This is a genomic window from Jannaschia helgolandensis, assembly GCF_900109285.1.
GTDB lineage: Bacteria > Pseudomonadota > Alphaproteobacteria > Rhodobacterales > Rhodobacteraceae > Jannaschia > Jannaschia helgolandensis.
On the sequence record NZ_FNZQ01000003.1, the window covers coordinates 45,267 to 57,384 of the forward strand.

At 62.9% G+C, this 12,118-nt stretch carries 14 protein-coding genes; 4 read left to right on the plus strand and 10 right to left on the minus strand.

The window, feature by feature from the left end:
* Nucleotides 1–145 precede the first annotated feature (145 nt).
* On the plus strand, nucleotides 146–406 hold the full coding sequence (locus BMY38_RS09190; RefSeq protein ID WP_092762114.1) for a hypothetical protein: 261 nt from the start codon (nucleotides 146–148) through the stop codon (nucleotides 404–406).
* 268 nt (nucleotides 407–674) lie between these two features.
* Here BMY38_RS09190 and BMY38_RS09195 read toward each other — a convergent pair whose 3' ends face one another.
* The 3 genes from BMY38_RS09195 to BMY38_RS09205 all read right to left on the minus strand — a co-directional run bounded on the left by BMY38_RS09195 (nucleotide 675) and on the right by BMY38_RS09205 (nucleotide 3,328).
* Nucleotides 675–1,388 (minus strand): DUF502 domain-containing protein, encoded by a 714-nt coding sequence (locus tag BMY38_RS09195; RefSeq protein ID WP_092762116.1) that lies wholly within the window; start codon nucleotides 1,386–1,388, stop codon nucleotides 675–677.
* Between the two features lie 285 nt (nucleotides 1,389–1,673).
* A complete protein-coding gene (locus BMY38_RS09200) occupies nucleotides 1,674–2,537 on the minus strand; it encodes a PfkB family carbohydrate kinase (RefSeq protein ID WP_092762118.1) in 864 nt (287 codons plus the stop codon).
* Nucleotides 2,538–2,614: 77 nt separating this feature from the next.
* Nucleotides 2,615–3,328, minus strand: coding sequence for a M48 family metallopeptidase (locus tag BMY38_RS09205; RefSeq protein WP_092762120.1), 714 nt, complete (start codon nucleotides 3,326–3,328; stop codon nucleotides 2,615–2,617).
* Between the two features lie 77 nt (nucleotides 3,329–3,405).
* On the opposite strand from BMY38_RS09205, the gene BMY38_RS09210 reads away from it, so the two are divergent.
* Nucleotides 3,406–3,894 (plus strand): DUF421 domain-containing protein, encoded by a 489-nt coding sequence (locus BMY38_RS09210; RefSeq protein ID WP_092762122.1) that lies wholly within the window; start codon nucleotides 3,406–3,408, stop codon nucleotides 3,892–3,894.
* Between the two features lie 7 nt (nucleotides 3,895–3,901).
* On the opposite strand, the gene BMY38_RS09215 is transcribed toward BMY38_RS09210, so the two are convergent.
* The 5 genes from BMY38_RS09215 to BMY38_RS09230 form a co-directional block, all read right to left on the minus strand.
* A complete protein-coding gene (locus BMY38_RS09215) occupies nucleotides 3,902–5,086 on the minus strand; it encodes a vWA domain-containing protein (protein WP_175495830.1) in 1,185 nt (394 codons plus the stop codon).
* Between the two features lie 11 nt (nucleotides 5,087–5,097).
* On the minus strand, nucleotides 5,098–5,259 hold the full coding sequence (locus BMY38_RS18110; protein WP_175495831.1) for an apolipoprotein acyltransferase: 162 nt from the start codon (nucleotides 5,257–5,259) through the stop codon (nucleotides 5,098–5,100).
* 9 nt (nucleotides 5,260–5,268) lie between these two features.
* Nucleotides 5,269–6,645: a DUF2927 domain-containing protein gene (locus tag BMY38_RS09220; protein ID WP_092762126.1), complete on the minus strand. Its 1,377-nt coding sequence runs from the start codon at nucleotides 6,643–6,645 to the stop codon at nucleotides 5,269–5,271.
* A 380-nt stretch (nucleotides 6,646–7,025) separates the two neighbouring features.
* Complete coding sequence (locus BMY38_RS09225) at nucleotides 7,026–7,922, minus strand: cation diffusion facilitator family transporter (RefSeq protein WP_217638800.1); 897 nt, start codon at nucleotides 7,920–7,922, stop codon at nucleotides 7,026–7,028.
* Between the two features lie 94 nt (nucleotides 7,923–8,016).
* The gene (locus tag BMY38_RS09230) at nucleotides 8,017–8,856 is read right to left on the minus strand and encodes an AAA family ATPase (RefSeq protein WP_092762663.1); all 840 of its coding nucleotides are present in this window, start codon (nucleotides 8,854–8,856) and stop codon (nucleotides 8,017–8,019) included.
* Nucleotides 8,857–9,039: 183 nt separating this feature from the next.
* Here BMY38_RS09230 and dksA point away from each other — a divergent pair, with 183 nt between their 5' ends.
* Both dksA and BMY38_RS09240 read left to right on the plus strand, forming a co-directional pair.
* Nucleotides 9,040–9,462, plus strand: a complete 423-nt coding sequence (gene dksA / locus BMY38_RS09235; RefSeq protein ID WP_092762128.1) for an RNA polymerase-binding protein DksA — start codon at nucleotides 9,040–9,042, stop codon at nucleotides 9,460–9,462.
* A 4-nt stretch (nucleotides 9,463–9,466) separates the two neighbouring features.
* Entirely contained in the window at nucleotides 9,467–10,591 is a 1,125-nt protein-coding gene (locus BMY38_RS09240) for an FAD-dependent monooxygenase (protein ID WP_092762130.1), read from the plus strand.
* A 21-nt stretch (nucleotides 10,592–10,612) separates the two neighbouring features.
* Here BMY38_RS09240 and BMY38_RS09245 read toward each other — a convergent pair whose 3' ends face one another.
* Nucleotides 10,613–10,990 (minus strand): rhodanese-like domain-containing protein, encoded by a 378-nt coding sequence (locus BMY38_RS09245; protein WP_092762132.1) that lies wholly within the window; start codon nucleotides 10,988–10,990, stop codon nucleotides 10,613–10,615.
* An 81-nt stretch (nucleotides 10,991–11,071) separates the two neighbouring features.
* Nucleotides 11,072–12,103, minus strand: a complete 1,032-nt coding sequence (locus BMY38_RS09250) for an L-idonate 5-dehydrogenase (protein WP_092762133.1) — start codon at nucleotides 12,101–12,103, stop codon at nucleotides 11,072–11,074.
* Nucleotides 12,104–12,118 lie beyond the last annotated feature (15 nt).

Consider the following 12,118-nt stretch of genomic DNA (forward strand, 5'->3'; position numbering starts at 1 on the left):
ACGGTTTAGCAGACAGCCGCACAGGCGATGAAACATCGGTCCTGCCCAGCAAGGCGACAGACGGAGGGGCTGGACGCCGGGCATCCGCGTGGCGATGATGTGCTCGACAAACGGGCAGCGTGCCCGAAAGACAGGAGGAACTGCCATGCCCCTATCGACGATCAGGATCGAGGATGAGGTTTTCGTCGCCGAAGGTGCCGTTGGCATCGGCGCCGTTCGGGAGGTTACGCCGAAGACGCTGACAGTCTATTTCGAAGGGTATGGCGATGTGGAACTGGGGCCGGATCACATCACCTCGGCGCATGACGGCAAGGTCGTTGTCGACCCGACGAAGCTGCCGCAGGATTTGCAGGACCGTCTCGATCACATTCACGATGGCGAGTATCGCAACATATCCGAGACATGACCGTTTGCTCTGCCGCGCTGCGGTTCAGGTGCCTGCAACGCCGGAAACTCAGAAACCTGAACAGGTCAGCGCGCCCCGTATCGTCTGTGGCGTACGCTGGGTTGATCTGCGCCAATGCCGGGACCTGCGGCGTCATGCCCTGCTGAGACGTCAGCCCCGACCGCAAACACACCGGATCCAAGCGCCATCCGGTCATTTCATCGGATGAACCGGGCCAAGTCCCAAACGGATGCTACGTCGAGGAAGCCATCCTGCTGTCCGATTGAATTCAGGTTTCGGGCGGCGCGAGGTCTGGAATCGTTTCACTTGGCGTCTTGCTGCCAGGGTATACGAGGCCCGCGGAAATCACGAGCTTGGCCGCATCCTCCACCGACATATCCAGAATCACCACGTCTTCGGCCGGAACGAACAGCAGGAAGCCGGACGTCGGGTTCGGCGTCGTCGGCAGGAAGATCGACATCATCGGCACGCCAGCCCGCGCCGCGATTTCGCCCTTGGCTGAGGTCGAGATGAACCCGAGTGCCCAAATTCCCTGACGTGGGTATTCGATCAGACAGGCATTTTCGAAACTGGATTGATCCTGCGCCAGAATGGTCTCGGCGATTTGCTTGAGTCCGCCATAGACCGAACGGACGACCGGCATCGTCTGCACCAGGTTTTCTGCCCATCGCAGCACTGACCGACCGATCAGGCCCTTGGCGCCCCAGCCTATGATCAAAGTGAAGAGGAAGAAGAACGCGACCCCGATGCCCCGGATGTCGAGGTCGATGTCGAAGCGCTGCAACAGCCAGATATCGGGGCGATAGCGGGCCGGGACGAACGGCAGGACCCAGCTGTCGATCCAGCCGATGATCGACCAGATCAGCCAGAACGTCAGACCGATGGGCGCGATCACGATCAGTCCGGTCAGGAAATAATTCCTGAGACGGGTAATCAGGCCGGGGCGCGTCGGGCGCAGGGGCAGGTCGTCGCCGATGGGCATAGAGTGCAGATCCCGTTGGGTTTAGCTCGACATAGGCCGCGCGCCGGGCGGGGACAAGCGGAGGTCCGCCCGTCAGACCGTCCAGACGAGCAATCTGTAGCACAACGCGCCAACCGTCGGGGCCACTATGCCCGTCCCGGTTGGTCCATCAGAGTTGAAAAGGGGGGCGGGGCGAAGCCAGATGTCCGCCTCCGGGCGTTTGCCGTGCCGACGGTCGCGGGGTCAGACAGCCACAAGAATCAGCAGACGGTTCGTGCCGGGGGCGGACAGGACGGTATGGACCCGCTAATAGGTATCGCCGGACACGTATGTCGCCGCCGCCTCCAACGCGCGGTCCAATGCGGCGGCAGGATCGGCGCCCTGCGCCTCGGCGGCGATATGGGCCGCCATGAAAGTGTCGCCCGCGCCGGTGACCCGCGTGACCATGACTGACCGGGGCATGCGTGCAATCACGCCGCCGGGATGCGCGCAGGCCGTCGTCCGTGAACCGTCGGTAACCAAAGCGCGGTGCAACCCGCGTTTTCTGAGGGTTTCAGCGGCGGTGGGCGCATCGGGCTGCGGCGCGTGCAACAACAAACCAGCTTCTTCGAGGTTCACGTAGAGTGTAGCCGAGCCATGCGTCAGGAAAGGCAGCAGGCGTTCGGCCTTGCCGGGCGAAGCGGGCGCAATCCGCAGGTCGGCGTGCGCGAACCTTGCGTCGGCGGCGATTTGACCCAGCAGATCCTGCGTCAGGTTGCCGTCAACGGCGATCGGGCCGGTGAAATTCAGTCCCTCCAGCGGGCGCAGCACCTTGTCTCCCGCCGCCTCAAGCGAATGGGCATCGGCGATGGCGGCGATCAGCCCGTTGCCACCCTCGACCGCCATGTAGACATCCGTGGGCAGGTCCTCGGAGCGATAGAGCATCTCCGTCACCAGACCCAGCCGTTCCAGAGCCGCGACCAGCTCATCCCCTTCCACATCGCGGCCTACGACCGACAGCAAGGCAGGCGTCATGCCATAGGCCTTGGCGGCCATCGCGATATTCAGGGCCACGCCACCGGGCAGGCGCACGATACGGCCCGGTACGTCGGACCCTTTGTGCATATGCGCATTGGACCGTCCGATGACGTCCCACAGGACCGAGCCGATGCAGAGAATATCCGGTGTCATGCACGCCGGTCTGCCCCATGGACGGGTCCGGGTAAAGTCGAGGGATTCATGCATCCGGTACGGTCCGGACGGAGCCGTCAGACCGGCGGCAGCATTCCGGGGCCGGACGCGATGCCCCACCGGGCCTCGTTCGCTTCGATGGCGGCGAGGCGCTCGGGGGTTTTGGGGTGGCTCATCAACCAGGCCGGAGCACCGTGTCCGCCCATGCCGGTCAGTTTACCCAGCTTTTCGAGAAGCGTCTTTTGCGGCCCGGTCCCGATGCCCGCCTTGACCAGCAGGGCGCTGGCGTAGGCGTCGGCCTCGTATTCGTCCTGTCGCGACAGGCGCGCGGCGACCATACTGGCCAGAGTGTTCGCAACCCATGGTCCGATACCAGGAAGGAAACGGCCCAATACGCCCGCCAGCACCACGCGAATCGCGTTCTGTCCCGAGAAGTCGATCAGCCGTCGCCGGGCATGGCCCAGTGCGACGTGCCCCATCTCATGCGCGACGACCGAGGCCATCTCGGCCGCCGTAACTTCGCCCGCGTCGAATTTTCGGACAAAGCCGCGCGTCAGGAAGATGCGCCCGTCGGGGGCGGCAAGTCCATTCACCGGCTCGACTTCGTGCACGTTCACAACAATGCGGTCGAGGTCGAGAACTTCGGCCATCCGCACGAATTCCCGCTCCAGAATCGGATGATTGAGCGGGGTCGACGTCTCGTCCATCTGCTTTTTCAGTCGCCACGCCGAAAACAGCCACAGGACAAGACCGTAGCCGATTGCAATCAGGAGGGCGGGCAGTTTCAGCATCTTCAAAGATATGGGGCCACAACCCGTGAATTGGAACCGTGTTCGCACACCGGTGTTGACCGGGCAGGAGGCGACCGATGCCGGACTGGATGACCTATGCGGTGGATGCCGCCATTCTCGTGCCTGTTATGGTGTTTTTCGTGCGTCTTGCCGGGTTGCGGGCGTTTTCCAAGATGTCGTCTTACGACTTCGCCGTCACGGTGGCCTTCGGTTCGGTGCTGGCGGCGACGGTGGTGAATCCCGGCGTGACGCTCTGGCAAGGCATCGCAGGGATGGCTGCGCTTTTTACGGTGCAATGGCTGATCGGCCTGGCGCGATCGCGATCGGACGCAGTCGAATATGTTGCCGACAACAGTCCCGTCGTCCTTATGCGAGATGGCAAGGTCATCATGGCGAACCTGACCGCGACACGCGTCACCATGTCCGACTTGCGGGCCAAATTGCGCGAGGCGAACGTGCTGTCATTTGACGAGGTGCGCGCCGTGGTTCTGGAAACGACGGGAGATGTCAGCGTATTGCACGGTGACCATCTGGATGATGCCTTGTTGAACGACGTGATCCGATGATCGGTGCCTAGCGGGTCAGCAGTTTCATGCCCCGGCTCAGACCTTGCAGCGTCATCGGCACCATCCGATCGTCGAAAAGTTCGCGGATCATACGGACGGAATGGGTATGGTCCCAATGGCTGCGGGGCAGGGGGTTGATCCACAGGTTCGATACCCATTGATCGCGCGCGCGGGTCAGCCAGACCTGTCCCGGCTCCTCGTTCCAATGTTCGTTCGCACCGCCCGCATAGGCGATTTCATAGGGGGACATGGAGGCATCACCGACGAAGATGGCGCGATAATCGGAACCATACTTGTTCAGGATGTCGCGGGTCGGTGTTACGGCGTCCCAGCGGCGGCGGTTATCTTTCCAGACCCCCTCGTAAAGGCAATTGTGGAAGTAGAAATGCTCCAGCGTCCGGAACTCGGCGCGGGCGGCACTGAACAATTCTTCGACGACCTTGATATGCGGGTCCATGCTGCCGCCGACGTCGAGGAACAGAAGCACCTTGACCGCGTTGCGCCGCTCGGGCCGGGTCTTGACGTCCAGATAGCCCGCCTTCGCGGTAGAGCGGATCGTATCGTCCAGATCCAGCTCGTCCGCAGCCCCGTCACGGGCCCAGGCCCGCAGGCGTTTGAGCGCGACCTTTATGTTGCGCGTGCCCAGTTCGACCTGATCGTCCATATTGCGGAATTCGCGCTTGTCCCAGACCTTGACGGCACGCTGATGACGGCTCTCGTCCTGCCCGATCCGTACACCTTCGGGATTATAGCCATAGGCTCCGAATGGCGAAGTCCCGGCGGTGCCGATCCATTTCGACCCACCCTGATGACGGCCTTGCTGTTCTTTCAGCCGCTCTTTCAGTGTTTCCATCAGCTTGTCGAACCCTCCAAGGGCCTCGATCTCGGCGCGTTCTTCGGGGGTCAGCAACTTTTCGGCCTGCTTTTCCAGCCAGTCCTGGGGCAGGTCGACGGCATTCAACACCTCCTGCGTCGAGATGTTTTCCAGCCCTTCGAAGGTTGCGGCAAAGGCGCGGTCGAAGCGGTCGATATGGCGCTCGTCTTTCACCAGAACGGTGCGGGCCAGATAATAGAAAGTTTCGACATCGTAGGTGGCGAGACCTGCTGCCAGCCCTTCCAGGAAGGCCAGGTGTTCGTGCATCGACACCGGAACGCCCAGGGTGCGCAACGTGCCGAAGAACCTCAGGAACACGATATGGCCGTCTAAAGCCGCGTCAAAACGATGATGCCCAGCACACCGACGATGGCCCCCATCAGAGCCCAGACAGCAGCCCATTGGGCGATGTCGAACCCGTTTCCGTTGCGACGATAAGCGGTAAACCCGCCAAGAAGAGCGCCGATGGCGGCTGTGATGAGTGGTAGCATAAGTGTGCTTTACGCGCCGGGGCGCAGGCCCGCAACCTCGACTGCCCTGATCGCCAGAACTTCGTCGCCCCAGGCATATCTGCCCCAGGCCAGCCCTTCGCGGCGGATGCGCGCGGCTTCGGATGATGCACCCTGCAATGCCGTGGCTTCTGACCGCAGCAGCAGCAGTGTTGCCAGAAGCGAGGCGTTCTGTGCGTCGTCGGCCGCGGGAATCGCTTCGTCCAGAATGCTCAGCGCGGAGTCCGCCTGCCCGGACGACAGGGCAAAGGCTGCCAGTTGTACCGCGACCTGCGCGGAATGGATGCTGTTGCCAGTCAGTTGTTTGTACATGGCGGCGGACTCGAGGAACGCCGCAATGGCGATGTCGCCGTCCATGGGCAAGGCCGCCCGCCCCAAGGCCAGATGCGAAAACGCCAGCCGTTCATCTTGCCATCCGGCGGCCTGCGCCAGCGCCACGGCGTTCTTGGCATGGGTCAGACGCGCCGTGCTGGACACATCCGGCGACAAGGCGCCCTGAATGGCCTTGCTCCAGCGCTCCGTCGCTTCGGGCGTGGCCCCGCGGTCAGCCACACGCCCACTGGGATTCACCCGAGCCAGAATTGCCGGGAGCCGTGCCGCGACCTGTGCCTGCGACATGCCGGATTGCAGACTGGAGTCATATGTCGCTCGCAATAACATCATATCATAGGACGTCAGCACTACATTCACGTTGTCGTCGTTGAAGGTCGAATATGGCAGGCGATACAAATCGTTGAGGGGGCCCACAGCCTGCGCCAGCTCTTCGTGGAGGCAATCGCGGATTTCCTGAGGACTGACGTCATACGGCAGGAAAATACTGGCGCGGGTACGTGTGGTTAGCGTCGTCCAGTCGATCTCGGGACTGAAGCGTTTTGCCAGATAGTCGCTCCATCCCGCAACGCGCGGCACCACGAAACAGGCGGCACCGGGAACGAAACGTTGCAGCGTCTTGCGGGGCAGGGCGGAAATCGTGATCGACCCCATTTCGCCCGCTTCGGCACGGCGGATGTCGATCTTTGCCTCGCCGCGCAAGCGCACCAGCAGGTCGTCCAGATCGGGCTGCAGCGTCGGCGGCAGGGATGTGCCGGTCGCGTTTTCGACGGCAACGGTGATCGGGCCTTCGTAACGGGTGAAGGTGTTCAACTGACGCCCGGTTTCCAGCTGAAATGTCAGCGCCATGAAGTCGCGGGCCAGTTGCGCATTGGGTTGCACAGGCAGGCGCATCGCGGGCGCACCGCTGAACCGGCGCGGGGCCGGCAGTGCATCGGTGATATTGGCGATCGTGGCGCGCGTGGCCTGCGGAGCAAGACCCGGTGTTGCGCAAGATGCCAGCGCCATGACGGCGAGGCCGGCGAGCGATTTCAGCATGAGCACACCGTTCTTCGGACAGGCGCGCACCGCGAATGCGGATGGATGCGGGTATGCCTACAAGCCTGACTGGACAAAAGGACGTGCGGCGCGATGGGGCCGCTGGCATGGGCCATGGTCACCAACGTGCGGTCGTCTGCCATGACCGGGAGAATCCCGATTGTTTCCATTTCCATGTCGTAACTGCTCGCATCTTTGTGCTTTGTGTCAAGGCTATGCGGTCAATGTGGCCGGATTGGGGCATGGACAAGGCGACGTTGGGCGAAGGCTCGCCGAAACGGGAGGATCGGGGTGGCGTATGATCCCTGATGTCGGCTCGCGCCCCGGAACACGGTTTCGCGGATTTTCGCGCGCTGCAATCCGGTTGGAAACTCCCAACCTCAGGGCGTTAGATCGACAACGTTCCCGCTTTTTTTCTTGTGATCCGGTTCGACATGTATCGAAATCGCCGCGCCTTCCAGTGCGACTGTCAGGGCAGCCTCGATCCGATCGCAGATCGCATGGGATTCCGATACCGTCATCTTGCCCGGAACGATCAGATGGAATTCGACGAAGGTGGTCTGTCCCGTCTGTCTCATCCGGAGATCGTGGGCCTGAAGCGCCCCTTCCCCGTTCGCGGCGATGATGGTCTCGACCCTGCTGCAGATATCGGAATCAGGTGCCTCGTCCATCAACCCACCGATCGACGACCGCATCAGAACCCAGCCGGACCAGAGCACGTTGACTGCCACCACAAGGGCGATCACCGGGTCGATCCAGTTCCAACCGCTCAACTGGGCCAGAATGAGGCCAAAGATAACGCCCACCGATGTGATGACATCGGTCATCAGATGTCGCCCGTCCGCTGCAAGCGCTGGCGACCGGATGCGGGCCCCCCAACGGATCAGAACAAGTGCCCAGACGACATTGAGCAGCGTTGCAAGTCCATTGACGGCCAGTCCGGCCGCGGGCGCGTCAAGCGCGCGGGGCGAACGCAGGGCCGTGACAGCTTCCTGCATGATAAGGATCGCCGCCAGGACGATCATCGCCCCTTCCATCACCGCCGAAAGGTATTCCGCCTTGCTGTGCCCGTAGGGGTGATTGGCATCGGGCGGCCTGGCGCTGATCCTGATCGCGACCAGGGCCATGACTGCTGCCACGATGTTGACGACACTTTCGAGTGCGTCTGAATAAAGGGCGACGCTGCCCGTCATTCTGAAGGCGATCCATTTCAGGGCAAGCACGACGATCCCAAGGATGATCGTACCGACCGCCAGTTTGCTCGCATCCAGTGTCACGTTGCTTCAACCCGCCAGCATTGCGTAGATGGCTGATCTTTCACTCGCCCGCCCCGATGGCAACACGACCGGCAGCGCGCCGCCGTTCATATCCCTATCGGCCGCCGCGCGCCATGAAAGCCAGCCGTTCGAACAGATGCACGTCCTGTTCGTTCTTCAGAAGTGCGCCGTGCAGGCGCGGCAGGGCGGAGTTGGCATCGGCCTTCAGATCATCGGCTGTCAGATCCTCGGCAAGCAACAGCTTCAGCCAGTCCAGCATTTCCGACGTTGACGGTTTCTTCTTCAATCCTTGTTGATCGCGCACCGCGAAGAACTGCGTCAGCGCCGTCGTGAGAAGCGACTGCTTGATGCCCGGATGATGCACTTCGACGATGCGGCGCAGCGTTTCGATGTCCGGGAAACGGATGTAATGAAAAAAGCAACGGCGCAGAAAGGCGTCCGGCAGCTCCTTTTCGTTGTTCGAGGTGATGATGACGATGGGGCGATGCCTGGCGCGGATCGTCTCGCCCGTTTCGTAAACGTGGAACTCCATCCGGTCGAGTTCCTGCAACAGATCGTTCGGAAACTCGATATCCGCCTTGTCCACCTCGTCGATCAACAGGACGACGCGTTCGTCCGCATCAAAGGCCTGCCAAAGCTTGCCCTTGCGGATGTAGTTGGAAATGTCGTGGACCCGCTCATCCCCCAACTGGCTGTCGCGCAGGCGGGACACGGCATCGTATTCATACAGGCCCTGTTGCGCGCGCGTGGTCGATTTCACCGCCCATTCCAGAATTGGAACGCCAAGCGCGGCGGCGACCTGACGGGCCAGTTCGGTTTTTCCCGTTCCCGGCTCCCCCTTGACCAGAAGCGGACGTTCCAACGTGATTGCCGCGTTGACGGCCACCGAAAGGTCGTCGGTTGCTACATAGTCCTTGGTGCCTTCAAACTGCATTCCGCATCCCATTCGCAGGTCCCGTTTGGCGCGCAACCTAACAGTCGCCCCCCTTGGCGCAAGCAGAGCTTCGCGGGGCGTGACAAGCCCCCGAACCTGTTGTAAGCGCGGCGATAGAGGGCCCGGTTCGGTTCATCGCCTAAGACAGAACCTGCAACGGACCGGTGCGAAGGAGCGACGACTATGAAAGCCGAAACCTTTCTCCCATCCGACTACACGCCCGCTGAGGGCGAGCCGTTCATGAACGAGCGTCAGACGGAGTATTTCCGCCGTAAGCTGAACGCCTGGAAAACCGACCTTCTGGAAGAGACCGAGCGCACGCTGGAAGGTCTGCAGGGTGCCGCCCGAAGCATTCCGGACATCGCTGACCGTGCGTCCGAGGAAACCGATCGGTCGATCGAACTGCGGACACGTGACCGGCAGCGCAAGCTGATTACCAAGATCGATGCGGCCCTGCGCCGGATCGAGGATGGCGAATACGGGTATTGCGAAAAGACCGGTGAGCCGATTTCGCTCAAGCGTCTGGATGCCCGCCCCATCGCCACCATGACGGTCGAGGCGCAGGAAACGCACGAACGCCGCGAGAAGGTCCACCGCGACGACTGATCCGATGATCGCCTCTGCGGTCTTGGCGTCCGACGTCACCGTTCTGGGCGCGGGAATTGCCGGGCTGGCCATGGCCGTTGCCTGCGCGCAACGGGGCCGCTCTGTGACAGTGATCGAACAGGCAGCGGCACTGACGGATATCGGTGCAGGGTTGCAGATCGCGCCGAACGGCGGGCGCGTGCTGGCGGCCCTGGGTGTCACGCCCCGCGCGATTGCAAGCCGCGCTGTCCACGTGATCGACGGGGTCTCGGGAAAATCCGTGATCCGAATGCCGCTCGGTCCCGGTTTCCGGCTGATCCACCGGGCCGACCTGATCTCCGCACTGGCCGACCGTGCCGCCGATGTGGGTGTAACGCTTCGGCTCGATACCAGGGTCACCGACATCGCGGATGGCGGGCGAGCCCTGCACCTGAGCGAAGATACCGCAATGCCCACGGCCCGACTGATCGGGGCTGACGGTGCACGGGGCAGGGCAAGGGCATTTGTTGAGCCGGACCACCGCGGCGCCTTTACCGGACAGGTCGCATGGCGTGCCATCGTCCCGGTCGATCAATGGCCAGCGGAGGCGCAGATCCACACCGGAAACGGCCGTCATCTGGTCTGCTACCCCCTGCGCGACGGCCGGGCGCTGAACATCGTGGCGGTCGAGGAACGGACTGCATGGACCGAGGCGGGCTGGTCGCATACCGACGACCCCGCGCATCTGCGCGCCGCCTTCGCCGGGTACGCCACCCCGATCCGTAGGTTGCTGGACCGGGTCGAAACCGTGCATCTGTGGGGCCTGATGGATCATGGAGCAACGCCGCGGTGGACGCGCGGGGCCTGCACGTTGATCGGGGACGCGGCGCACCCGACGCTGCCGTTTCTGGCGCAGGGCGCGAACCTCGCGCTGGAGGACGCATTGACATTGGCAGCCATGCTGGACGATCCGGCAGGGTGGGAGGCGGCGCGCCGTCCCCGCGTTGCGCGCGCATTGGCCGTGGCCCGGTCAAACGCCCGGAATTATCATCTGTCAGGGGCGAAACGCATTCTCGGCCATGGGGCGCTGCGTACGCTCAACGTCATCCGGCCGACCGCGATGCTGGGCCGCTACGACTGGCTTTACAATCACGATGTGACGGCGGGTTGAGCCCGCCGACACGCCAGACACTCAGGCGTCTTCCATCGCGCCGCCGGCCTCTTTCCAGTCACCGATGCCACCGACATTCGTGACCGAGGAGAATCCCATTTCGGTCAGCGTCTTGCCCGCCAGTGCCGCCTGACCCCCCGCACCGCAGACGAGATACAGTTTCGCATCCTTCTTGAGCGCGGCATTGTGATATGGGCTGGCATCGTCTGCGGCGAATTCGATGAACCCGCGCGGCACACGGACGGCCCCGGCGATGGTGCCGGTCTTGGCGATGTCGGCACTGTCGCGCACGTCGACGAATGTCGCGTCTGCGTCCTTGTGGTGGGCGATGGCCTCGGCTGCCTTGATACGGGGCACTTCGGCGTTGGCCGCCTCGAGATAGTCCTTTGCAGATTTCATCGTCTGATCCTTTCGGGTGGTCCGGCAAATGCCGGTCGGAAACAAAGCTGCCGCAGTCAGGCGTCGATGGCAATGTGCGCTTCAGCCGAAGTCGATCTGCGCCTTTATCGCCTGACTGCGGTCGCTTGCGATTTCGAACGCCTGAACCGCCGCGTCGATGCCCAGCGTATGCGTAATCAGCGGCGAGACGTCGATCAGGCCTTTGCGCATCAGGCTGACACCAGTTTGAAATTCCTCGTGAAAGCGGAACGAGCCTTTAAGCGACAGCTCCTTCGCGGTCAGCGCCTGCATCGGGATGCTCATGTCCCCGCCCAGCCCCAACTGCATCACGATGCCGCGAGGCCGCATCGCCGGGATGCCCGCTGCCAGCGCCTGCGCCGCGCCGGAACACTCGAACATGACGTCGAAGGTGCCCTTGTCGCCTGTGAACCGGGCCAGCCCGTCGGGCGTGTCAGCCATGTTGACCACGTCGTCCGCACCGATCCGCTTGGCCATCGCCAAGGTGAAATCCGACAGGTCGGTCGCCACGATGCGATCCGCCCCGGCGCGGCGGGCCGACAGGATGGACAGGATACCGATAGGGCCACAGCCGGTCACCAGCACCGACTTGCCGACCATTCCTCCGGCCAGCCGCGTCGCGTGCAGGGTGACGGCCAGCGGTTCCGCCATCGCGGCCTCCCCGGCGGTCAGGCCATCGGCCACGGCGCATTGGCTTGCGTCGGCGTTCAGCACCTGATGGAATGCACCCTGAATATGCGGAAACGGCATGGCGGACCCATAGAACCGCATGTTCATGCAATGGTTCGGCACCCCCTCCAGACAATAGCGGCAATGCCCGCAGGGCCGCGATGGTGAGACGGCGACCAGCTGCCCGACCGCCAGATCTGTGACACCCTCGCCCAGGGACGTGACATGGCCCGCCACTTCGTGCCCCAGGACCATCGGCTCGCGCAGGCGAATCGTGCCGAACCCGCCATGTTGGTAATAATGCAGGTCCGACCCACATATGCCGCCCGCCGCCATCTTGATCTGAACTTCGCCAGGGCCGGGGGACGACACCTCCTGCTCCTCGATGCGAAGGTCGCGGGCGGCGTGGATGACGATGGATTTCATGGGGATGGCTCGCTA

Coding starts and splice junctions, on each gene's coding strand:
- BMY38_RS09245 (WP_092762132.1), bottom strand. CDS start 10,990: ATGAAATCTGCAAAGGACTATCTCGAGGCGGCCAACGCCGAAGTGCCC.
- BMY38_RS09200 (WP_092762118.1), bottom strand. CDS start 2,537: ATGACACCGGATATTCTCTGCATCGGCTCGGTCCTGTGGGACGTCATC.
- BMY38_RS09210 (WP_092762122.1), top strand. CDS start 3,406: ATGCCGGACTGGATGACCTATGCGGTGGATGCCGCCATTCTCGTGCCT.
- BMY38_RS18110 (WP_175495831.1), bottom strand. CDS start 5,259: ATGCTACCACTCATCACAGCCGCCATCGGCGCTCTTCTTGGCGGGTTT.
- BMY38_RS09195 (WP_092762116.1), bottom strand. CDS start 1,388: ATGCCCATCGGCGACGACCTGCCCCTGCGCCCGACGCGCCCCGGCCTG.
- BMY38_RS09240 (WP_092762130.1), top strand. CDS start 9,467: ATGATCGCCTCTGCGGTCTTGGCGTCCGACGTCACCGTTCTGGGCGCG.
- BMY38_RS09190 (WP_092762114.1), top strand. CDS start 146: ATGCCCCTATCGACGATCAGGATCGAGGATGAGGTTTTCGTCGCCGAA.
- BMY38_RS09250 (WP_092762133.1), bottom strand. CDS start 12,103: ATGAAATCCATCGTCATCCACGCCGCCCGCGACCTTCGCATCGAGGAG.
- BMY38_RS09220 (WP_092762126.1), bottom strand. CDS start 6,645: ATGCTGAAATCGCTCGCCGGCCTCGCCGTCATGGCGCTGGCATCTTGC.
- dksA (WP_092762128.1), top strand. CDS start 9,040: ATGAAAGCCGAAACCTTTCTCCCATCCGACTACACGCCCGCTGAGGGC.
- BMY38_RS09205 (WP_092762120.1), bottom strand. CDS start 3,328: ATGCTGAAACTGCCCGCCCTCCTGATTGCAATCGGCTACGGTCTTGTC.
- BMY38_RS09230 (WP_092762663.1), bottom strand. CDS start 8,856: ATGCAGTTTGAAGGCACCAAGGACTATGTAGCAACCGACGACCTTTCG.